The following is a 21,963-nucleotide window of genomic DNA, read 5'->3' as shown; positions in this document are numbered from 1 at the left end:
ATTTTATCAGTCACACTTATTCAGCAGGTACAATAATATATATTAGAGGTACTCAAATAACCTCTTATAGAATGTTGGAGAGGAGGCAAATAAATGGCTGATGGTGTATTTGCTGGTGGAAATTTTGCTGCTTTATTAGCTGACTATATCGGCGAAACAGTAACAATTTTTACAACAAGTGGGGGTCAATCAGGTTCAGGTTTTACCGGTGTTATCCTCAATGTAAATAATGTATTTGTTCGTTTGATTACTAGGATTGGACCCCCTCCAGGGTGTTCTTTAGGAAATGCGTGCACAGGATTTAATCCTGGCTGGGGTGATTTTGGCGGTTCTTGTGGTGTTTCGGGTGGCTATAGCACTGGGTATGGAGCTGGGTACGGCTCAGGTCCTATTGCTCCTGCTAGCGAAATAGGGGCTGTAACTGCTGGTGGTTGGAATGGATATCCTGTTTATACAGTGGGTTCTGTAACAGATATTCCTATTGCTAATATTGTTTCCTTTGTTCACAACGCTGTCTAAACCTTAAAAGGTGATTCTAATAAGAATCACCTTTTTACATACAATGGAACCTATTTTTATATGGTACATAAAATAAAATATGACAATATTTTGGGAGGTGGAATAAAAAATGAATTTTCAAGAAATCGAAAACCTAAAATCTATCTTAACCAGATTTATTATGAATGGCTGTAACATCCAGTGTGATTCCCGTGGAGGCATAAATGGCAGAGTAGTTGCTGTGGGTTTCAAACCCCTATGGCCCTCTCCTATAGATTCTAGAATTGATAAAATAGAGTTTAATTATATGGATCAACAAGGTGGCTTAAATTTATATTCACTATCGAATGTCATAGGATATGAAATTTTATCATATGATGGTGATAGTATAGAAGATTCTAATAAATTAAGTCTAGATATGCATATATATTCACCTGCTAAATCTTCCAGTAAAGAGCCTTTTGATAAGGTTCACATAGATATAAGAAAATAACCCATGACAAAATTCTCGTCATTATGAGCGCGGCGAAGTGCCTTAAAATATGGATTCTTCCTGCGCTCAAAATAATAAAAATAGGTTTTAATAGGGGGGTTATTATGTGGGGAATGCTTTATTTGATGTATTTCCTAAATAGGAAAAAGAGGGAATATTTTAGCTACAAGAAAAGTACATATATCTCGGATTTAGAAGGTCAATCCTTGTTTAATCTAAGCCTTATAAAATGCATAGGCCAAACTGTAACTGTTTTTATAATCGGTGGAGGATACGGTGGAAATGGATATACTGGGGTACTCATGGATGTAAAGGAACATTATATTTCGATTTACATAGATTATATGACCTTAGCTAGAATCCCTATATCAAAAATCGCTTGCTTTTCCCACCACAATTTATAGGTTATAAATATGATATGGAAAATACCAATCATCTTATGTCATAACTCCATCTGGTTGTTTAAAATCTATAAAAATAAGTTTTCCATTCTTTTTCTCGTCTGTTTCATACCCTAAGGTATTGTATTTTATTGATTTTTCGAAATAAATATCTGCTATTTCCCTTATAGAAGATCCCTTAAAAAATAATCTTCTTACTAATTTATTATTAGGCGCCATATACATGGTCTCGGTTATTTTCTTCTCTCTGATATTTAAAGATAATTTTACGGTATTTCTTCTTTTTTTGTATTTTGTAGTGAATTTCATAACCACACCTCCTATCTATCTTTATGTTTGTCCTAGAATAAATATTCCTACACTTATAATAGATAGTGTGGTCAATAAATAGGATTTTTATAGCTATAATTTTAGGGTTCCCAAAATGGAAACCCTAAAATGCGGTATTCATCAAAGTTTTACCCTTGATTGTGCCCTTTGACATATAATCATCCCTATTGCTTTCTTCAGTGATTTCTTTACCCTCCATAATTGCGTTTAAGTCCTCTTCATTAAGTGTTTCTTTTGCTAGAAGGGCTTCGGCAATACTGTTTAAATAATATTTGTTTTCTATCAGATGCTCCTTGGTCTCATTATATAATCTTTCCATGTGACTGCTACACTCAGATATTAATTTTTCTTCCATATAGCTTTTAGAATTATTATTTAATAAAACATCCATATTAATTAGCCCTATTTTTTTACTCATACCGTACTTAACCACATAATCCCTTATAATCCCTGTTGCTTTTTCGATATCATTACTTGCCCCTGTTGTAATATTGTCTTCACCAAAAATTAATTCTTCGGCAATTCTTCCCCCTAAACTAATTTTAATCTGTGCTTCCATTTCCTTCTTAGTATGATACATTTTATCTGGAGGAATATTCATGCTAAAGCCCCCTGCCCCTTTGGTACTTGGTATGATAGTTACCTTAGACACTGTATTATTTGGAGCAATAAGCTTTGTAATCAAGGCATGACCTGCTTCATGATAAGCTGTTATTTCCCTTTCCACCTGTAATATAGTACTTTTATCTTTTTTCTCAGAGCCGGCTATTATTGTATAAAAAGCTTTATCTATATCGGCCCAGCCTATGCTTTTACCATTCCTCTTTGCTGCCATAATTGCAGCTTCATTAAGAAGATTTTCAAGCATTGCGCCGCTAAAATATACAGTCTGCCTTGCTAATTTTTTTAAGTCGACTGTATCGGAAAGGGGTTTATTTTTCGTATGAAGCTTTAGGATATATTCTCTCCCCTTCACATCCGGAAGACCGATTTCTACATGGCGGTCAAAACGTCCGGGTCTTAAAAGGGCCTCGTCCAAAATATCCAATCTATTGGTAGCTGCAATAACAATAATTCCTTCATTGTCCTTAAACCCTGACATCTCTGTTAATAGTGCATTTAATGTTTGATCCCTCTCATCATTTCCACCACCAATGCTGCCTGCCCTTTTTTTACCTAGGGCATCTATCTCATCGATGAAAATAACCGCCTTACCGGCTCCCCTTGCCTTTTCAAAAAGTTCCCTGACACGGCTTGCCCCTACTCCTACATACATTTGAACAAAATCAGAACCGGAAACCGAGAAAAAGGCAACCCCAGCCTCCCCGGCGATAGCCTTTGCCATCAAAGTTTTACCTGTTCCCGGAGGACCATAAAAAATAATTCCCCTTGGCATTCTAGCCCCATATCTTGTATACTTTTCGGGTTTTTGCAAGAAATCAATAATATCTTTAACTTCTTCTTTAGCTTCTTCATTTCCGGCTATATCTAAAAAGGAAAAACGATTTATTTTTCTGGTTTCTATTTCCTTTACATTAAGACCCATGGTACTCCCTGAAGCTTGGGTAGATATTTTTTTAGTGGTATATCTAAATATAAGAAAAAATATTCCCAACATAACAAGTCCCTGAATAATACTTCCTGTCGCCCCTGAATTAGCTTCTTCCACCTCTATCTCCTCTTTAAGTAAAAATTCCTTCAGCTCAGGATTTCTTGGATTATCTGTAACATATACTTTAGTCTCATCTTCTTTTAATCTTACCTGCATCTTAGGACTTGCATCTAGTACAACTCCTTTAACTTCTTTAGCTTCAATATGCTTTAAGAAATCCGTATAGGTGATATTTTCAATCCTTTTTTGTTTATACAAAAATAAAATTCCGAGGAATATAACCAAAAAAATAATAGGCATAGCCCATATATATTTTCTATTCTTTTTCATACTAAATCCTCCCTTTTTCCACTTTACATCGCCAAATTCTAATTTATTTCACTGTAATATTCATTCTGTTGGTTTACATAATATTGTAATTTACAGTATAATACATTTTTTCAAATCCGTCTATGGAAGTTGTTTACAAAAAAAACGTTAATAAGTAATAAATTTAGCTTATTACTTATTAACGTTCTTATTTGCATCGATGATTATTGAGGATTTTGTTATGTTCTGGAGGGCTTCTATAATTTTACTTGCTTCATCGCTACTCCAATTTTTACTTGGCTTATCCTCACCTATAACATTCTTACAAAAAGTTTTTAATTGCTCTTCATCAAGATGTCTGTCTTTAGATAGATTAAAAATATATCTCCTTTGTTTATCAGTACTTGGCTTAAAAGTTTCTTCTATATCCATATCCTCTATATCTTGGGTAAATATGCCCGATGAACGGGTTGCAGATAAGACGGCATCAATAAGAGCTCTTTTTTTAGCCATTTTTAAAATAGTATTAACTATGGTGTAAGGGTCTTGGTATCTATATTTTTTCTCTTTGGAATTACAAGAACCTACCCCTTGAGCCTCTATTAGATTGTTTTTCTTATTTACCAAGGTTACCTCTACTTCATAATGAAAAAAGCCCTTTTCCCAGTCTTCTACACGGTTTTTCACTTCTGCCATCTTAGAAAAGCCGTAAACATCGCAGAGTTTTTCCGCCCCGGGTTTTAATAGGGTAGGTTTTGATATCCCTGGAATTTCTCCATAGTCTTCCCCTTGTATCATATATTTTTTAATAAACTCTTGGAGTATATTTATTCTATTTTCTATTTCTTGCAAAGACACTGCAAAAGATGGAACAACTTCATTTATAGTTTTTTTGCATCCATATCAATTCTCCTTGTTTATATAATAAAACAATGGCACCTTATACATAGTATAGTTTGTAAAAAAACCAAAAAATATGTCAAAAGTACCTAGGAGATTTATGGTGAAAAAATACCCTAATCCCACAAATCCTCTGCTAACTTTTTAATAGATTCTGCCCTAGCCTTTGTTTCATTTAAATCAATACGAATCTCTAAAACCGTCCCTTCCTTTGCCCCTTTGGGCAATAATTCCTTTGGGATATCTATTAGTTTTTTATTTTCTAATTCAACCACAGCATAATTATCTTCAAAACGGTCTATTATTATCTTCATAGAACACCTCTTATCTTCAAATCTGCCCATAGGGCCCTATCTTTTAGTCATTTTTATTGCTCCCATAGTTTAATTTAAATCCATCGGAAGTAAAAATGATATTACCATTTGTATCTGTTCTTAATATCTTAATATTTTTTTTATCAAGTTTATCAAGTATTTCGGTATGGGGATGCCCGTATTTATTATTATGGCCAGCTGTAATTACGGCATATTGGGGATTTACAGCATTTAAAAAATCATCTGTTGTGGAAGTTTTGCTACCATGATGCCCTACTTTTATGACATTCACCTGAAGGTTTTGGATAGTCTTTATGTTTTCTCCTAAAATTTCAACTTCTGATTGTTCCTCGGCATCTCCCATAAATAAAAATGTATGATTTCCAAAGGAATACGAAATAACGATGGAGTAATTATTTAAATTTTTATATTCAGTATTATTGGGAGCCATAACCGTCCATTGACCTAACCCAATACTATAAGTATCCCCTACTTTTGGTGAGGTAATCTTTAGGCCCTTGTTCTTTATTGATTGCAAAACATCTTCGAAAGTTTTGGTATTATGGGTTACCCTTGGCATCATTACAGTTTCCACATTAAAAGAATCAATAACTGCATCAAGCCCCCCAATATGGTCTTCATGGGGATGGGTTCCAATTACATATTTTAAATCGCAAACTCCTTGATTAACAAGATAATCTACAACCAAATCACTATCTGCATTGTTACCCCCATCAATTAGCATAAATTCATTCCCTTGCTGAATTAGGATTGAATCTGCCTGCCCCACATCAATAAAATGAACCAAAAGCTCCTCTTCCCTAGGGGCGATAACTCTCTGGCTAGGATATACCGTGGAATTTGCATCGCTACTTTTTGAACATCCCACTATAACAAAAGAAATAATAAATATTAAAATAAATAGAAATAAATAACTTAATATAGGCTTTTTATTAATTTTTCTCATATAAATCCTTCCCGTCTCTTGATTTTCTACATAAAATCTTATTATCACCATTTTATTATATGCGAAAAATAGATATATTACTACTTGTTATGATTATAATAAACTAAATTTGACAGGAAGAATATATATTTATATTTAATGCAAAAAAACAGCGAACGGTCGCTGTTTTTTAGAGAAGGTATTAAATAATTTTTGGGGGGTGCAGCAATTTATGTTGCTGCTAAAATAATCAAATCAATTGGGGGGTCTTACAATAATAATTGTAACAGAAATCCTAATATAAGTGTGCATAAACATGTTGTTATTCTACATTTATTTTAGTATGTTTTTTATAAGACATCTTCTATATTTTTTTATATTTAGACAAAAACAGACAAATTTTTAATATAAATCACCTATTCTTTGGAATGTAGGTTTTTGTTATAATTGCTTAATATAGCATATTGTCGATGGATGCCTTATCGTATTGATTATTAAGGCCAAAATATTCTGCAACGATATCCTTAAAAACTTCTGCAGGATAATTCGAAGAGTATCCATAAGGTATGGCTACAGCTATAGCTATTTGTGGATTCTCATAGGGGGCAAATCCAACAAACCAAGCATGTTCTCCCCTTGACAATTGTTCCTGGGCAGTTCCTGTTTTACCTGCTACAGGAATCGGGAAATCTTTAAATATATTTCTTACAGTTCCCTCTTTACCCGATGTAACCAAATTCATGCCCCTGTGTATGGTTTTTAAATTTTCGGGTTTAAAATCTGTTTTTCTTTCTATGGCGGATTCTTTTTTCATTATGCTTGTTCCATCAAAGGCCTTCACGGAATCTATAAGACGAAGATCATATAAAGTACCTCCATTGGCTAGGGTAGCCATATATCTTGCCATATGGATGGGGGCAAAGTTATTCGTTCCTTGACCTATGGCAGTACGGATAACATCCCTATCAGAAAAATGGGGGTCATATTCACCGATTTCAATTCCTGTTTTAGAATCCAGCCCAAACCTGCCTGCATATTCTCTAAGAACATTAAGACCATTTTTCTCTATACCATTTTGCCCATTTGCCCTGGCCATCCTATACGAGGTCTCATAGAAAAAATAGTTACAAGATACCTCTATAGCCCTATTTATATCTGTGAGTCCATGGCCTATATGATAATTGCTATATATCCAGCATCTTGCATAAGGAAGACCTGCATCTTTGTATATCCCCTTATCATTTATTCTATCATAAGAAGTTATTACCCCTTCTTCTAATCCTGCTATTCCTGTAATCATCTTGAAGGTTGAACCCGGAGCCATTCTTCCCTGAGTCGCCCTTGGAAACATAGGAATGGTGGGGTCTTCTTGAAGCTTTTTATAATATTCATAATCTATTCCATTTATGAACATATTATTATCGTAACTAGGGTAGCTAACAAGGCTAAGTACTTCCCCTGTATGGACATCTACTACGACAACCGAACCCGTACTTGGATCCTGAGCCAACTCATGGGGCGATATTTCTCCATTTCCTATCCTTTCTTTTAAAATTTCTATCGATGAAATATTACCATTTTCGACTTTTTTCCTAAAATCTTCATCTGCACTTATAATTTCCTGCTCTATCATTATACTGATAAAGTCCTTAGATGGAATCTCTCTATCCTTTACCATTTCTAACAAAGTTTTCTTTGCTAAAACTACTACTTCTTCATTTGTATCCTTTATATTTTTTATTTTATTGTTTAGTTTTTGTGCTATATCATTTTGCTTCGTTCCAAAGGGAGCCTCTAGAATCTTTTCTGTAGAAATCGTATTTGTCTTTATTAGTCCTGCAATTAAATCTTGAATATAAATAGGCGGCTCTGATTTGGTAGGGGATTTTTCAATTCTTGAAAGGATAATATCTCTTAGCTTTCCAACTAAAATATCTTCTACCTTTTTTTGAAGACCTAAATCCAAGGTTAAAAATACTTTTCCCCCAGGTACAGGTTTTGTAATATTATGGACTTCCTTTCTTTGACCTAAGGGATCTACTTCTACGGATATAGTACCTTCCTGCCCCCTTAGATAGGATTCCATTACCTTTTCGATTCCGATTCTTCCAACTATATCATCGGGATTATAATTTTCTTCTTTTAATACTTCGTATTGCTCCTCCGTTATCTTTCCCGTATACCCTAAAATATGACTTGCTAACTCCCCCTCGGGATAGTATCTTACTGCTTCAATGTCAATATAAAAACCTGGATATTTTTCGTAGCTTTCTTCTATTTCTGCTATGGTCCTATCCTTAATGTCTGTAGCAACCGTAATAGGCTGATATTTTCTATATCTCTTTTGGTAGAGAGCGTATCGTAAGGAAAGTAGTTTTCTTGCTTCTATATCCTTTAAATTCGAATCTATATCAAAAAACTCCCTTAATTCCCTAAAGAAATCTCCAGCATTCATTTTTATTTGTTCATCTGTTAATTTATCTTTTTCCACTTTAAAGATATCTGCTTTTAAATTTAATTCTTCTCTTTCTGAGACTTGAAATTCGAAAGGCTTTTCAGCAGAAATGGGAAAGTTATCTATCATCTTTTCATTGTTTTTTTCCAATAATCTTATAAGATTTAATAAAACCTCATCTCTATTTTCCACATCGATGCTTGGGTCTAGTTTAATACCCATAGCTATTTTATTAACTGCTAAGGGCTTACCGTATCTATCATATATTGTTCCCCTAGGGGCAGAAATAGGTAATTCTCTTAAGATATTGGTATTTACTTTGCTTTGGTGGTATTCCCCTTCGATGATTTGAAGCTTAAATAAATGCATACCTAAAATAATAAATATCCCTAAAAAACCCATCGCTAAAATAAATAATCGGCTAGTAATAAATTTAATAAATTTATGTAAATTAGAACTTAGCATTTAAACTCCTCTTTCTAAGCTTAGTATCTTTCTAAAACTTTATCCGTCAAACAAGCTACTTATGATGTGTTCATTATATAATTATAGCCTAAAATAATTAAAATAGAAATAAATATATAAAAACAGCTCCTAAATAGAGCTGTAAGGTGTACTTGTTTAATCGTCTTAATTTATCTAAATCGATATATAGTTTATAAACTAATATAAATTGAAATTTATAAAGCTCCCGGCCGGATTTGAACCGGCGACCTATTCATTACGAGTGAATTGCTCTACCCCTGAGCCACGGAAGCACCTGCAAAAATTGATTTTACGAGGTTTTAACCCTATTAGCATTTCACTATTTTATACATAGTGCAATTCATCCTGTAGAATATAATATACCTAAACGACGAGCTTTTCAAGTGTTTTTTTTCGTTATTATATTCCTTTTATTATTATATATATTTTCCAAAATACTCATTATCAGTCTTGTGAATTGCTTTTTATTTTACTTCTTATCATAAGCAATTTTCTTGTCAAGGATTTTACCTATTGTCCTAATACAAATTTATTATCCTATTATAAAACATCAAATACCTTAGATACCTTATCCCTATCTGCCACAATAAGTTCAACCCTTTCATCCACTTCTATGCCCTCGCTAATTAGCTCATTTTTTACACTGATATAAGCTAAGTCGGGATAATTGTTTTCCTTACTAAGGTGCCCCAATATCACAGTTCGTAGATTTTCATGAAATACTTGAGCGAGCATTCTCCCTGCCATTTCATTGCAAAGATGCCCTTGTTCTCCTAATATCCTTTGCTTTAGATAATACGGATAAGAACCACTCCTTAACATATCTATATCGTGATTGGATTCAAGAAGTATAAGATTAGACTCCCTAATATTATTTTTAATATGCTCATTAATATGGCCTAAGTCCGTCGCCATACTTATTTTCCTATCCCCATGGATAAAGGTATATCCTACGGGATCGGCTGCATCGTGTGGAATGCTATAGGGATGGATTAGTAGATCCTCCATAATAAAATCTTTTTCCTTTTCAATAATAATGCGATTTTCTTGGTTAATTTTTCCTATCACTTTACCCATATCATCCATAGCTTCCCATGTCTTAGCCGTAGCAAATAAAGGAATATCAAACCGCCTAGATAAAATCCCTATCCCCTTTATATGATCACTATGCTCATGGGTAACCAAAATCCCATCAATTTCCTTAGGATTAACATTTATCTCTTCTAATCCCATTTGAACCCGCTTGCCGCTGATTCCTGCATCTATTAATAAATTAACCTTAGGAGTTCCTATATAAATACAATTACCACTGCTACCACTTGTAATAGTACAAAACCTAAATCCCATTTTGTCGCCCTTCCTAATTGGTGCCTTTTTATATTTTTTGTTCACCTTATTGTATAATAAAAAAAAGGCCTTGTCCACAAAACGGATTTCAAAAACTTATGTACCAGGTACATAAGTTTTTGAATACTTAGATATTTTCTAGGGAAATTTTAAGATCATTGCTGCAGATGATTCTTTTTGGGTGTTTGTTTAGAATGGTTTCTAGGATTACTTTTCCTCCCCATAGCTTTGCGGTATATTTTAGGGTTTCAAAGGTATTGGTTACATCTAGCTCTCTTCCATCATAAATATGTTTAAGATGAAGGGTATTATTACTTTTCATTACATCGCATACTGTAATGACTGGGATGCTACCCATACCTACGGTATCAGCTAAAAGATTTCTTATTTTACGCCATCCGTCATCATCGGCTACCTCTGTTACTACATAATATCTATCCTGTTCGTCAAATTGCATTAAATTCATTTCCCTACAAAGTTCAAAATTAAGATATCTTCTAATGAAAGAAGAATCCCTTTCAAGGGCTCTAATTTCAAAGATTGCATTAGGGTCCTTGCTTTTATTTGCAATATCTTCCCATATTTTAAATCCCATATAGTACGGATTAACCCTACCTTTTGAAGCCCTGATAACCTGATTATGGACTTTCAAAAATTCTATATGCATTGATGGTTCTAAATCTAATTCTTTTAGTATATTATAATGCCACCAGCTAGCCCAGCCCTCATTCATAATCTTTGTTTCTATCTGGGGGGGTGAAATATCTTGTTTCTTTCATTACAATATTCAATATATCTTTTTCCCATTCTTTACAATCGCCGTTTTCTATCAAAAACTCTAATAAGCTACCATACTCCTTTTTCCCTTTTTCTGACTTGTTATTGATAGGGAGCCCGCATTGATATTTTATAGAATGGGCTGCATCTAATATTTTTTCTACTTCTTCGTATCCGATACTGGGATCTTGGATATATGCCCTAATTCTATCTGCATGATTTTTAAACATTTCTATGGCTAAACTTGCATTGGTATATTCTTTAAACAGCCTATTGTTTTTAAAAAAATCATTATGGGCATATACATGGGCCATGGTTAGTATTTGGAGAAGCAAGGTATTATCCTTCATTAAGTATGCAATAGAAGGATTAGAATTAATAACCATCTCATAGGGTAATCCTGTAAGATTGTATTTGTATAGGGTCCTTAACTTTTCATAAGCCTTGCCAAAACTCCAATGGGGGTAATGGGAAGGCATGCCTACATAAGCTTCATAACACAGCATATCCTCAAAACCTATTATCTCAAATTCCTGAGGGTAACAATCTAACCCCTTTTTTATAATTAATTTTTCTATCTTTTTATTCCAGTGTTTTAATTCACCTAATGAATAATTCATCTCTACATTCCTTCCATACTGTTTTCCTTTTCTACATTAAGAAGCTCAACAAAAGCAGACCATACCCCTTCCTTATTAGATATCTTAACCATTGCAAAATTAGGTTCATTAATTTCTTCCATATACTTATGCATAATAGTGCTGGTGTAGCTGCTAGTTTTTATTTCCCCGTAACCAAATAAATTGCATACTCCGCAAAGCTCCTTAGCACTTTCTATGGCCCTTTGGTTATCCTCACCCCAGTTATCTCCATCACTACAGTGAAAGGCATATACATTCCACACCTCAGGATTGTATCTTTCTCTAATAATCTCTAGGGCCTTTTGGTACCCGCTGCTTATATAGGTTCCCCCGGATTCACCTTTATGGAAGAATTCGTCTTCTGTTACCTCCTTTGCAACGGTGGTATGGGCAACAAAAGCTACCTCTACATGCAGATATTTAATCCGCACAAATTGATACAAAAGGAAGTAAAAACTCCTTGCTAAATACTTTTTCGTTTGCCCCATGGAGCCTGAGGTATCCATAATGCATATTATGGCCGCATTAGAATCTCTTTTTGTCTTTGGTTGGACTCTAAAGTACCTTATATCTTCCTCATGAAAAGGAAATCTTTCATTTTCAGCCATATCCCTTACCTTAAGCATACATTTTTTTCTTTTTATCTTTTCCATAACTGTATGTTTCTTAGAAATCCTTGGGGGAATGCCCTTGGTTTGGATTCCCCAGCGCTTCCCCTGACTATCTGATTGGATTTCCGAAAATTGTTTTCTGTAAAGATAGGGCAAGTTAAGATCTTCAAATAAGTACTGTATCGCTTCTTCTATGGTTATTTCTGTTTCGTAAATATCTTCTCCCTCTTCATTTCCTGCCCTTTCCCCTTCTCCCTGCCTAAATTTATCCTTTTGAAATCTATCCCCCTTTTTTTCATTGCCCTCTCCTGAACCTACGCCATTTTGGTTAGAACCGTATTTAAAATAATATTCCTTTAAACCTCTTATGGGGATTTTGATTTTTTTATTTTTTGATTGGCCTATTATACTTTCTTCTGAAATAATCTCTCCTATATTCTCCTTTATGCTCTTTTCTACTAATTCTTTATGCCTTCTTCTATCTTCGGCACTTCTATCGGTACCATACCTTTGAAATTCACGAAAAATCGCCATCTTATCACCTAGTCTTTCCAAAGATTATTGGCTGCATATTTTAATATGACATTGCAGCAATGGTCACAATAGCCGTTCCTTTTCATTTCTTCTACCATGGCATTGTACTTTTTATTTTGTTCTTGATTTCTTACTTTTGACCTGGTAATAATCCTAGAAAGTTCCCTTACGGAAGCAGTCAATTTCTTTTCTATAGCCTCTTTTAAGGGCTCATAGCTGGTATAGTCGATTTTCCCACCATTTCTTAAAACTGCAAACATATATGCCGTAACATCTTGCCTAAAGCCTTTGGCCGCACTATGGGCAATCCCTAACTGCTGCTCAATGGAGCCTAGAAATTCCTCATCAGGTTCTAATTCCTCCCCTGTGTTAGGGTCCTTAATCTTTGTCTTATTAACAAAGGCTTCTGCATGATCTAGGTAGTTATTAAATAAATCTTGGGCCTGCTCTCGATATCCATGGATAAAAGCTTTGGTAACTTCTTTTTCAAGCATTATATGGTATTCTTTTTTAATCGTGTCTTGAATAAACCCTAGATATTTTTTCTTTAAATCCTCTGGGGCCGCCATTTCTTTGACCTCTTTTATGAGATACTCTATGATACTTAATGGATTGATGCAGTCATATTCGGAATCAGAAAGAGCATTGTCTAGAGTTTTCATAATAAATCTAGTAGAAATCCCTGTCATCCCTTCCCTACCTGCTTCTTCTCTTAATTCCATTATATCTACCCTTTTGGTTGTTCCTTTTTCTATAATTTCCTCCCCATTATAGATTTTTAACTTGGTCATGGAGTCTACCTTATTAGATGGTGTAAGGCGGCTTAATATAGCAAACATAGAAGCTATTTCTATGGTATGAGGTGCTATGTGGGCCTTAAAACTGGACTTTTTCAATATTTTTTCATAGATTTTAATTTCTTCATTTAACTCTAGACAGTAGGGTACTTCTATCTTTACAATTCTATCTAAGATAGCCTCATTGGTATGATCTGCTTTAAACTTATTCCATTCTGCTTCGTTGGAATGGGCCAAAATCACTCCGTCAAAATAAACCATAGAGCCCTTTCCGGGAGAAGGAATCGATTTTTCTTGGGTAGCTGTAATCATAGTATGAAGATACTCAACATCATTTTTGAATACCTCGATAAATTCTACTATTCCCCTATTCCCCACATTAAAGGCTCCATTTAAAGAAAGTACCCTAGGATCATCTTCGGGATATAAATCCATCTTCGAAATATCGACTGATCCTATGAGAACTGAGGTGTCTTGGTTATTGGGATCTACTGGGGGTACAACCCCTATACCTTTTCGCGAACGGATAGAAAAGTCAATACTGACCACTGGAAATTTTTCATAATGCCCATCGAATTCATTTTTTAAACGATATCTACAAATCGGACATAAATCCCCTTCAATCTTAACATTAAGCTCTTTTTCAAAGAGCTCCCTTAGGTGTTTGGGTATTAGGTGAAGCGGTTCCTCCCTCATGGGACACCCTTCCAGAGCATATATGGGTGGACTAGCTTCTAGTAACTTCTTAAGGACCTCAATTAAAGAGGATTTTCCCGAACCCACAGGCCCAACAAGGTATAATACCTGTCTTGATTCTTCACCCCGCATGGCTGCGGAATGAAAATATCTAACCAATTTCATTAGGACATTGTCGATACCAAAAAAATCCTCTTCGAAAAATTTATATTTTTTGATTATATCCTTTCCATAAATCCTCCTAAGTCTTGGACTTTCTTCTGTTCTTATTACTTCCATCCCAGGTTCTACTATAAGTTTATAAAGTCTTTCATGGGATAAATCAGTAATACTATGATTTTCTTTTACAATATGTAAATAATCTAGTAAACTCCCCTTAAATTTATTAGTTTCCCTCTCTTTCCGATCTCTTTGTATTAGTGCTGAAAAATCGGTTATGCCCATTTTACCCCTCCTTTTTATATGTCAAGCCTTACTAGAACATTATTACCATTAAACTTTACAATCCTTGCTCTTATATTAATATATGGATAACAGGGAAAGAGATATGAATAAAAAGTAAAAATCTTGACAAACCAATTTCTTTTAACTATTATGAAATTGAAAAGGAATCTTCCTATTTCAAGATAAAGGTCTTAAGCCTTCCTTTGGTTTAAGGCTTTTTAATGTATGAGGAAAGAGGATAAAGATGGTTAATAATCTCCATATAGGTTTGGATGTTGGTTCAACCACAGTTAAAGTAGTTGCAATAGATAGCGAAAATACTATTTTATTTTCCCGCTATCAAAGACATTTTTCAGACATCAGGCAGACTATTATTGATATTTTGACGCAAACCTTCGAAAGCTTTTCTAATGAACAAATCACAATAAGTGTCACCGGTTCCGGAGGATTATCCGTATCAGAATGGCTTAATATTCCCTTTGTGCAGGAGGTTATTGCAGGGGCAAAGGCAGTAGAAACCTTTATACCGGAAACCGATATAGCCATCGAGTTAGGGGGCGAAGATGCCAAAATCACCTATTTTGGAGGCTCCATAGAGCAAAGAATGAATGGTACTTGTGCCGGCGGTACCGGTGCATTTATAGACCAAATGGCTACCCTCCTTAAAACCAATGCCAGTGGATTAAATCAATTAGCAAAAAATCATAAAAACATATACCCCATCGCCGCTAGATGCGGTGTTTTTGCCAAGACCGATATACAGCCTCTTTTAAACGAAGGCGCTGCTAAGGAAGACATTTCTGCCTCAGTTTTTCAGGCCGTGGTTACTCAAACCATAAGCGGTCTTGCTTGCGGGAAGCCAATAAAAGGAAATGTTGCATTTTTAGGTGGTCCCCTTTCGTTTTTATCGGAACTTAGGATTCGTTTTGTAGAAACGTTGAAGCTTACCGAAAAACAAATTATTATCCCTAAAAATGGTGAATATTTTGTAGCCCTAGGGGCTGCCCTATCGTCCACGGATAAAAAGCCCATCCCATTTAGGACTTTATATAATAACTTGCCTCTTCTTAAGGAAGCACAAAACTACGAAATACAAAGAATGAAGCCCCTATTTTCCAATGAAGATGAGCTTAACCAATTTAATAAACGACATAGTATTAATAAAGTCAAACGAAAGGACCTATCTTCTTATAAGGGGAAATGCTTTCTAGGAATAGATGCAGGCTCTACCACTACTAAAGCAGCCTTAATCGATGAAGATGGAAGCTTACTGCATTCGTACTACGGCAGCAATGGGGGAAGCCCCCTTAAATCGACGGTTAAAATTTTAAAAGATTTGTATAATATACTTCCTAAGGATACATATATCGCCTACTCTGCCGTAACAGGATATGGGGAAGCACTGCTTAAGGCTGCCCTTAAAATAGATATAGGTGAAATAGAAACTGTAGCCCATTATAAAGCTGCTAATTTTTTTCTACCCGGAGTTAATTTTATACTGGATATAGGCGGGCAAGATATGAAATGCCTTCATGTTAAAGATGGTATCATCGAAAAAATCATGTTAAATGAAGCCTGTTCCTCAGGGTGCGGCTCTTTTTTAGAAACTTTTGCCACCTCTTTAAATATGAGTGTATCTGATTTTGCAAAGGAAGCCTTACTGTCAAAAAATCCAGTAGACCTTGGCTCTAGATGTACTGTATTTATGAATTCTAGAGTAAAACAGGCCCAAAAAGAAGGAGCAACCATAGGAGATTTGTCAGCAGGTCTTTCATATTCGATTATAAAGAATGCCTTATTTAAGGTTATAAAACTAAGAGACCCAAAAGAAGTAGGAGATAAAATCATCGTTCAAGGGGGGACCTTTTATAATGATGCTATCCTTAGAAGCTTTGAACTGGTTTCTAAAAAAGAAGCCATAAGACCGGATATAGCCGGCATTATGGGAGCCTTCGGAGCAGCTCTTATTGCTAAGGAAAGATATAAGAAAGAAAAAAGCACCTTAATATCTTCCTCCGCCCTAAAGGAATTTGAAACCAAAACCACCCAAAAAAGATGCTCATTATGTCCAAATCAATGCCATCTAACCGTCAATACATTTTCCGATGGTAGGCATTTTATATCAGGAAATAGATGCGAAAGGGGCGCAGGGGAGGAAACATCTAAGGATGTTTTGCCTAATTTATTTGATTATAAATACAAAAGAATCTTCTCCTATAAGCCTCTTCCCCTTAAGGATGCTAAAAAAGGAATTATAGGTATACCTAGAGTCCTTAATATATATGAGAATTATCCCTTTTGGTTTACCTTCTTCACCCATTTGGGATTTAGAGTAGAGTTATCTCCCCGCTCATCAAAAAATATTTATGAAATGGGCATCGAGACGATACCATCAGAATCCGTATGCTATCCGGGCAAAATAGTCCATGGACATATTATGGCCCTAATAAATAAAGGGATAAAAAGAATATTCTACCCCTGTATCCCCTATGAAAAAAGGGAAAACCTAGAGGCCGACAATAATTACAACTGCCCTATCGTAACTTCATACCCTGAAGTAATAAAACACAATATGGAAGTTATTGCTAAAAAGGATATACTTTTTATGAATCCTTTTCTCCCTCTGGATAATAAAAACAGGCTCATCCAAAGACTATGGGAGGAGCTTAAAGATTTAGACATATCCAAACAAGAAATCAAAAAGGCAGTAGAGTTGGCATGGGATGAGGAGCATAAAACAAAAGAGGATATACGACAAAAAGGTGAAGAAGTAGTCAAGTATCTAGAAGAAAACGGTAAAAGGGGTATTGTCCTAAGTGGTAGACCCTACCATATAGATCCGGAAATCCATCATGGGATACCCAATCTTATTAACTCTTTGGATATGGCGGTACTGACGGAAGATTCCATTGCCCATTTAGGCAATGTTAAAAGGCCCCTAAGGGTAGTCGACCAATGGGTATATCATACAAGATTGTATGCTGCGTCCCATTTCGTAGGAACTAAAAAAAACCTAGAATTAGTCCAGTTGAACTCCTTTGGCTGTGGCTTAGACGCCGTAACAACAGACCAAGTCCAAGAGATTTTAAGTAGTTATGGCAAAATCTACACCACCCTAAAAATCGATGAAGGAAATCAACTAGGAGCTGCTAGAATACGTCTTCGCTCCCTTAAGGCTGCCATGGAAGAAAGAAATAATATAGATAAAGTGCCAAAACAAAAAATAACCACAAAAAGAACTGCTTTTACAAAAGAAATGACTAATACCTACACTATACTAGCTCCACAAATGGCACCTTACCAATTTGAGTTTGTCCAGGAAGCATTTTTAGCCTCCGGATATAACCTAGAGCTTCTACCTTCTGTAGACTATGAAGCCGTAGATGTGGGACTTAAATATGTTAATAACGATGCTTGTTATCCTTCTATCATAGTCATAGGACAGCTTATGGAAGCGCTACAGTCGGGGAAGTACGATTTAGATAAAACTGCCGTAATGATTACTCAAACCGGTGGTGGCTGCCGTGCTACCAACTATATAGCGTTCTTGAGAAAGGCCCTAAACGATGCCCATTTAAGCCATATTCCGGTGATTTCTTTAAATGCCCTAGGGATGGAAAAAAATCCAGGATTTAAAATCACCCCGAAATTAATTAATAGAAGTATAATAGCCCTAGTATACGGAGATCTTCTTATGAGAGTCCTCCTTAGGGTAAGACCTTATGAAAAAATAGAGGGCTCATCGGAAATCCTTTATAGAAAATGGGCTCAGCGATGTAAGGAGTCCATCCATAGGGGAAATCACAAAGAATTTAAAGTAATAGTCCATGATATCGTGAAGGACTTTGATAAGCTAGAAATCCATAAGACTAAAAAGCCAAAAGTGGGCTTAGTAGGAGAAATTCTAGTAAAGTTTCACCCTACTGCCAATAATAATGCCATAGGCGTAGTTGAAAAAGAAGGGGCTGAGGCCGTAGTGCCGGATTTGATTGACTTTTTCCTATACTGTGCCTATAATCCAAGTTTTAAGCAAGAAAGACTTGCAGGAAGCCAAAGGGCCAAATGGGCAGGCTTAGGGGTAATAAAGTTTATCGAATACTACCGTAGGGAGATGAAAAAGGCCCTAGAAATAAGCAAGCGCTTTACACCTCCTAAATCTATATTTGATTTGGCTAAAGCCGCATCCCCCCTACTTTCTATCGGTAACCAAACCGGAGAGGGATGGTTTTTGACCGCAGAAATGATTGAACTTATTGAGTCAGGAGTAGAAAACATTATATGTATGCAGCCCTTTGCTTGTTTACCAAATCATGTAACCGGTAAAGCCATGATAAAGCCATTAAAACAAAAATACCCAAGAACGAATATAGTGGCTATAGATTATGACCCTGGAGCCAGCGAGGTTAATCAGCTTAATAGAATAAAACTTATGCTTTCTGTAGCCTTTAAAAATCTTAATACAGAAATCAAAAAAGAAGCTAAAAAAAGAATTTCGCCAATCAATGTAAAAAAAGAAGAGATGTACTTATAGTACATCTCTTCTTTTTTGTATAATTTTCGTATATCTGCATAACAATAAATATACTGTAATGGAGGGAGGTTTACTATGCTTACCTGTCTTAAATGTAAGAGTAATCAGTTTGTCATAAACCGCGAAGCAACTTATGTGTATTCCTACAAACTGGATAATAATGATGAGAATCTAGAATCCACTGAGGCCGAACTTAATGAATATCCCTATTTATTTTACAATCGGGAAATCCTAGACTCTAAAGATTATATCCAGTGTCAAAGCTGCGGGGCACATTATCCCTTCACCTTTGGAAAAGATCCTAAGGAATCCAAAATGACAATCCTGCAAAGAGCTATACGCTCTGATAATATCGATAATCCAGAATTCCTAGGATAAATAATTCTATACTTTATTTTGTAATTTCAGTGCTTGCCCAATATTCTTTAAAGAACGCCATGAATACTCCAACCATCAACCCTATTACCAACCCAATTGCAACATTAAGCTTCTTATTAGGACCTGAAGGAATGTCGGGGATAACTGCAGGGGAAGATACTACGATACTTGCTCTTCCTATATCCGCTGCGGCATTTTGTTCTGCTTCATTTCTTCTGGTTTGATAGGCTTGAAAGGCTTTTTCTGCTAATTGATAGTCCCTTATTACTTCATTGTACTTGTATTCCTCTGTGGCTAGGGTCGAACGAAGGTCTGCCAGTCTCTTTTGTATTTCACCTATCTTATTTTCTAGGACTTCTCTTTCGGATACATTTTGAAGCAATCTAGTTTCTATTTGGGTTCTTTGGGCGGATAGCATAGCCCCTTCTAGGGCGGATGAATTAGAAATATCAAATTCTATCTCTTGATTTATGGTTACATTACTTGTATTTTTTATTTGAAGAGCTTTGGGTTTCGAATCGGTCTCTTTGCCCTCTTCGGTATTATCCATATTATTGGCTTGAACCCCTTTTACTTCATTGAACTGGATTTTTGCCTTTATTTTTTCTATATTAATATTGGAAGTTTTAATTCCACTTTCTACAAACCCTTCTAAAGTTCTAATATCTGATTGTATTTGCCTATCGGTATCAATGAGCGACTGCTTATACATGGTCATTTGGTCTCTAAGGGTAATGATTTCTTGGTTGAGTTCTTCTATGTCCTTAGAGTTCATCAGATAATCTCTTTTTTTCTGCGCCTCTTTATCTAGGGCCCTTTTTTCAGCTTCTAATTGATCTGTAATGGCTTGTACTGCCTGCATGCCCTTTCTCCTGGTCATAGCAGTAATAAAGTCAATAAATTTCTCATCAAGGGTATTAGCGATTTTGGCTGCTAATTCCGGATCCTTATCACTGACATACACCCGAATAAGATTGGTGTCTTTTACAACTTCTACTCTAACCTTTTCCCTAAAAGAACGGATTTTCATCGGCTGATTGCTGCCATCTCTTAAATCCAATTCTTTAATGGTAGCTTGTATGATTTCTGAATTCAAAAATTGTTCCCTATATGTTTCTAAGCTCATTTCAGGATACTGGCTAATGGTATCTAGCACGTCATTACTATTGGTAATTTCTTTGTTTTGCCTTGAGCCTATGGGATTTGCTAAAAGGGTCGTCCTAGCCTCATATACCGGGGGCATTATAAGGCTAACTACAACAGAAATAGCTGTGGCTACGGCAGTAATAATTGCTATAAGTTTTTTATTCCTTAAAAGTGCCTCTATAAGCTCCCTTAGGCTAATTTCTTCTTCCATATTCATCCTCCTACAGTTTGTTTTTCTAAGTTTGAATCCTTAACATTATATTATAAATACTATTGCTATTCAATGGGAGAAAATGTCGCTATTTACTGAGGGCTTTTTCGAAATTCCACGCATCACGAACCATTTCCTTTATGCCCCGTTTGGCACTCCACTCTAATTCTTTTTTAGCTTTGCTTGTATCGGCATAACAAGAAGCGATATCACCGGGCCTTCTTTCAACTATCTCATAGGGTATATCAATATGATTTACCTCCTTAAAGGCTTCAACCAACTGCAATACTGAAGTTCCATGGCCTGTACCTAGATTATAGATATGTGTTCCCTGGGTTAATTTTTCTAGGGCTGCCACATGGCCTTCAGCCAAATCGACCACATGGATATAATCTCTAACCCCCGTACCGTCTAAGGTGGGGTAGTCATCACCAAAAATCCGTAGTTTGTCTAGCTTACCCCTGGCTACCTGGGTCACATAGGGCATTAGATTGTTGGGGATGCCATTGGGAGATTCGCCTATTAACCCACTTTCATGGGCTCCTACAGGGTTAAAATACCTAAGCAGAGAAACTGAAAAGCCAGGATTTGCCTTAGAGGTATCCATCAAAATCCTCTCACTCATAGCCTTAGTTTCCCCGTAAGGATTGATCGTTTCCATCAAATCCATGGTCTCTACAAAAGGGACTTTATTGTTGCCATATACCGTAGCTGAGGAACTAAATATGAATTTATTTACCTTATATCTTATGCAAGCCTCACTTAATACTATGGTACTAAGAAGATTGTTATGGTAATACATAAGGGGTAAGGATACCGATTCCCCCACGGCTTTAAATCCTGCAAAATGAATTACCCCATCAAAATTATGACTTGAAAACAAATCCTCTACTGCTTTTTCCTCAGTTACATCTATCTTATAAAATAAAACATCTTTCCCTGTGATTTGTTTTATTTTACTTATGGTTTCCTCCTTACTATTATGTAGATTATCTGCAACTACAACCCTATGACCTGCCTCAAGTAAAGCAACGCAGGTATGAGAACCTATATATCCGGCACCGCCACTAACTAATATATCCATAGTCTAATCATCCTTTCTTATC

The 21,963-nt window shown here is 35.6% G+C and carries 16 protein-coding genes, 1 tRNA gene and 1 pseudogene; 5 read left to right on the top strand and 13 right to left on the bottom strand.

Annotated features, from left to right (window positions below; translation table 11 throughout):
- Window positions 1-93: 93 nt before the first annotated feature.
- The 3 genes from GX308_09870 (at window position 94) to GX308_09860 (ending at window position 1,395) form a co-directional block, all read left to right on the top strand.
- Window positions 94-519 carry a hypothetical protein gene (locus tag GX308_09870; protein NLK22356.1) on the top strand — a complete coding sequence of 142 codons (426 nt, stop codon included), beginning with the start codon at window positions 94-96 and terminating at the stop codon, window positions 517-519.
- A 109-nt stretch (window positions 520-628) separates the two neighbouring features.
- On the top strand, window positions 629-991 hold the full coding sequence (locus tag GX308_09865; GenBank protein ID NLK22355.1) for a hypothetical protein: 363 nt from the start codon (window positions 629-631) through the stop codon (window positions 989-991).
- A 104-nt stretch (window positions 992-1,095) separates the two neighbouring features.
- Entirely contained in the window at window positions 1,096-1,395 is a 300-nt protein-coding gene (locus GX308_09860) for a hypothetical protein (protein NLK22354.1), read from the top strand.
- 33 nt (window positions 1,396-1,428) lie between these two features.
- Here GX308_09860 and GX308_09855 read toward each other — a convergent pair whose 3' ends face one another.
- The 11 genes and pseudogenes from GX308_09855 to GX308_09805 all read right to left on the bottom strand — a co-directional run bounded on the left by GX308_09855 (window position 1,429) and on the right by GX308_09805 (window position 14,591).
- Window positions 1,429-1,701, bottom strand: a complete 273-nt coding sequence (locus GX308_09855) for a hypothetical protein (protein NLK22353.1) — start codon at window positions 1,699-1,701, stop codon at window positions 1,429-1,431.
- Between the two features lie 124 nt (window positions 1,702-1,825).
- A complete protein-coding gene (locus tag GX308_09850) occupies window positions 1,826-3,664 on the bottom strand; it encodes an ATP-dependent metallopeptidase FtsH/Yme1/Tma family protein (protein ID NLK22352.1) in 1,839 nt (612 codons plus the stop codon).
- Between the two features lie 171 nt (window positions 3,665-3,835).
- Entirely contained in the window at window positions 3,836-4,495 is a 660-nt protein-coding gene (locus GX308_09845; protein ID NLK22351.1) for a hypothetical protein, read from the bottom strand.
- 164 nt (window positions 4,496-4,659) lie between these two features.
- Complete coding sequence (locus GX308_09840) at window positions 4,660-4,857, bottom strand: DUF3006 domain-containing protein (GenBank protein ID NLK22350.1); 198 nt, start codon at window positions 4,855-4,857, stop codon at window positions 4,660-4,662.
- A 43-nt stretch (window positions 4,858-4,900) separates the two neighbouring features.
- A complete protein-coding gene (locus GX308_09835; protein NLK22349.1) occupies window positions 4,901-5,875 on the bottom strand; it encodes an MBL fold metallo-hydrolase in 975 nt (324 codons plus the stop codon).
- 379 nt (window positions 5,876-6,254) lie between these two features.
- Complete coding sequence (locus GX308_09830) at window positions 6,255-8,723, bottom strand: hypothetical protein (protein NLK22348.1); 2,469 nt, start codon at window positions 8,721-8,723, stop codon at window positions 6,255-6,257.
- A 221-nt stretch (window positions 8,724-8,944) separates the two neighbouring features.
- A tRNA-Thr gene (locus GX308_09825) sits at window positions 8,945-9,016 on the bottom strand.
- A 268-nt stretch (window positions 9,017-9,284) separates the two neighbouring features.
- Entirely contained in the window at window positions 9,285-10,091 is an 807-nt protein-coding gene (locus GX308_09820) for an MBL fold metallo-hydrolase (GenBank protein ID NLK22347.1), read from the bottom strand.
- Between the two features lie 127 nt (window positions 10,092-10,218).
- Window positions 10,219-11,488: pseudogene (locus GX308_09815) on the bottom strand (SpoVR family protein).
- A gap of 2 nt (window positions 11,489-11,490) precedes the next feature.
- Window positions 11,491-12,654, bottom strand: a complete 1,164-nt coding sequence (gene yhbH, locus GX308_09810; GenBank protein ID NLK22346.1) for a sporulation protein YhbH — start codon at window positions 12,652-12,654, stop codon at window positions 11,491-11,493.
- A gap of 8 nt (window positions 12,655-12,662) precedes the next feature.
- On the bottom strand, window positions 12,663-14,591 hold the full coding sequence (locus GX308_09805) for a PrkA family serine protein kinase (protein ID NLK22345.1): 1,929 nt from the start codon (window positions 14,589-14,591) through the stop codon (window positions 12,663-12,665).
- Between the two features lie 244 nt (window positions 14,592-14,835).
- Between GX308_09805 and GX308_09800 the strand changes: the two genes are divergently transcribed.
- Window positions 14,836-19,122 (top strand): 2-hydroxyacyl-CoA dehydratase, encoded by a 4,287-nt coding sequence (locus GX308_09800; GenBank protein ID NLK22344.1) that lies wholly within the window; start codon window positions 14,836-14,838, stop codon window positions 19,120-19,122.
- Between the two features lie 75 nt (window positions 19,123-19,197).
- Window positions 19,198-19,500: a hypothetical protein gene (locus tag GX308_09795; protein ID NLK22343.1), complete on the top strand. Its 303-nt coding sequence runs from the start codon at window positions 19,198-19,200 to the stop codon at window positions 19,498-19,500.
- Between the two features lie 13 nt (window positions 19,501-19,513).
- Here the strand turns inward: GX308_09795 and GX308_09790 are convergent, their stop codons facing one another.
- Together GX308_09790 and galE are read right to left on the bottom strand one after the other, a co-directional pair.
- Window positions 19,514-20,857: a hypothetical protein gene (locus GX308_09790; GenBank protein NLK22342.1), complete on the bottom strand. Its 1,344-nt coding sequence runs from the start codon at window positions 20,855-20,857 to the stop codon at window positions 19,514-19,516.
- A gap of 88 nt (window positions 20,858-20,945) precedes the next feature.
- A complete protein-coding gene (gene galE / locus GX308_09785) occupies window positions 20,946-21,941 on the bottom strand; it encodes a UDP-glucose 4-epimerase GalE (GenBank protein ID NLK22341.1) in 996 nt (331 codons plus the stop codon).
- Window positions 21,942-21,963 lie beyond the last annotated feature (22 nt).

This window comes from Candidatus Epulonipiscium sp. (assembly GCA_012519205.1).
In the GTDB taxonomy this organism is placed as follows: domain Bacteria; phylum Bacillota; class Clostridia; order Lachnospirales; family Defluviitaleaceae; genus JAAYQR01.
This window is presented reverse-complemented; position numbering and strand designations above follow the sequence as displayed.

What these genes read in the sequence shown, in the direction of transcription:
- GX308_09840 (NLK22350.1), bottom strand. Translation starts at nt 4,857, where the DNA reads ATGAAGATAATAATAGACCGTTTTGAAGATAATTATGCTGTGGTTGAA.
- GX308_09805 (NLK22345.1), bottom strand. Translation starts at nt 14,591, where the DNA reads ATGGGCATAACCGATTTTTCAGCACTAATACAAAGAGATCGGAAAGAG.
- galE (NLK22341.1), bottom strand. Translation starts at nt 21,941, where the DNA reads ATGGATATATTAGTTAGTGGCGGTGCCGGATATATAGGTTCTCATACC.
- GX308_09860 (NLK22354.1), top strand. Translation starts at nt 1,096, where the DNA reads ATGTGGGGAATGCTTTATTTGATGTATTTCCTAAATAGGAAAAAGAGG.
- GX308_09800 (NLK22344.1), top strand. Translation starts at nt 14,836, where the DNA reads ATGGTTAATAATCTCCATATAGGTTTGGATGTTGGTTCAACCACAGTT.
- GX308_09865 (NLK22355.1), top strand. Translation starts at nt 629, where the DNA reads ATGAATTTTCAAGAAATCGAAAACCTAAAATCTATCTTAACCAGATTT.
- GX308_09820 (NLK22347.1), bottom strand. Translation starts at nt 10,091, where the DNA reads ATGGGATTTAGGTTTTGTACTATTACAAGTGGTAGCAGTGGTAATTGT.
- GX308_09790 (NLK22342.1), bottom strand. Translation starts at nt 20,857, where the DNA reads ATGGAAGAAGAAATTAGCCTAAGGGAGCTTATAGAGGCACTTTTAAGG.
- GX308_09795 (NLK22343.1), top strand. Translation starts at nt 19,198, where the DNA reads ATGCTTACCTGTCTTAAATGTAAGAGTAATCAGTTTGTCATAAACCGC.
- yhbH (NLK22346.1), bottom strand. Translation starts at nt 12,654, where the DNA reads ATGGCGATTTTTCGTGAATTTCAAAGGTATGGTACCGATAGAAGTGCC.
- GX308_09850 (NLK22352.1), bottom strand. Translation starts at nt 3,664, where the DNA reads ATGAAAAAGAATAGAAAATATATATGGGCTATGCCTATTATTTTTTTG.
- GX308_09835 (NLK22349.1), bottom strand. Translation starts at nt 5,875, where the DNA reads ATGGTGATAATAAGATTTTATGTAGAAAATCAAGAGACGGGAAGGATT.
- GX308_09855 (NLK22353.1), bottom strand. Translation starts at nt 1,701, where the DNA reads ATGAAATTCACTACAAAATACAAAAAAAGAAGAAATACCGTAAAATTA.
- GX308_09830 (NLK22348.1), bottom strand. Translation starts at nt 8,723, where the DNA reads ATGCTAAGTTCTAATTTACATAAATTTATTAAATTTATTACTAGCCGA.
- GX308_09870 (NLK22356.1), top strand. Translation starts at nt 94, where the DNA reads ATGGCTGATGGTGTATTTGCTGGTGGAAATTTTGCTGCTTTATTAGCT.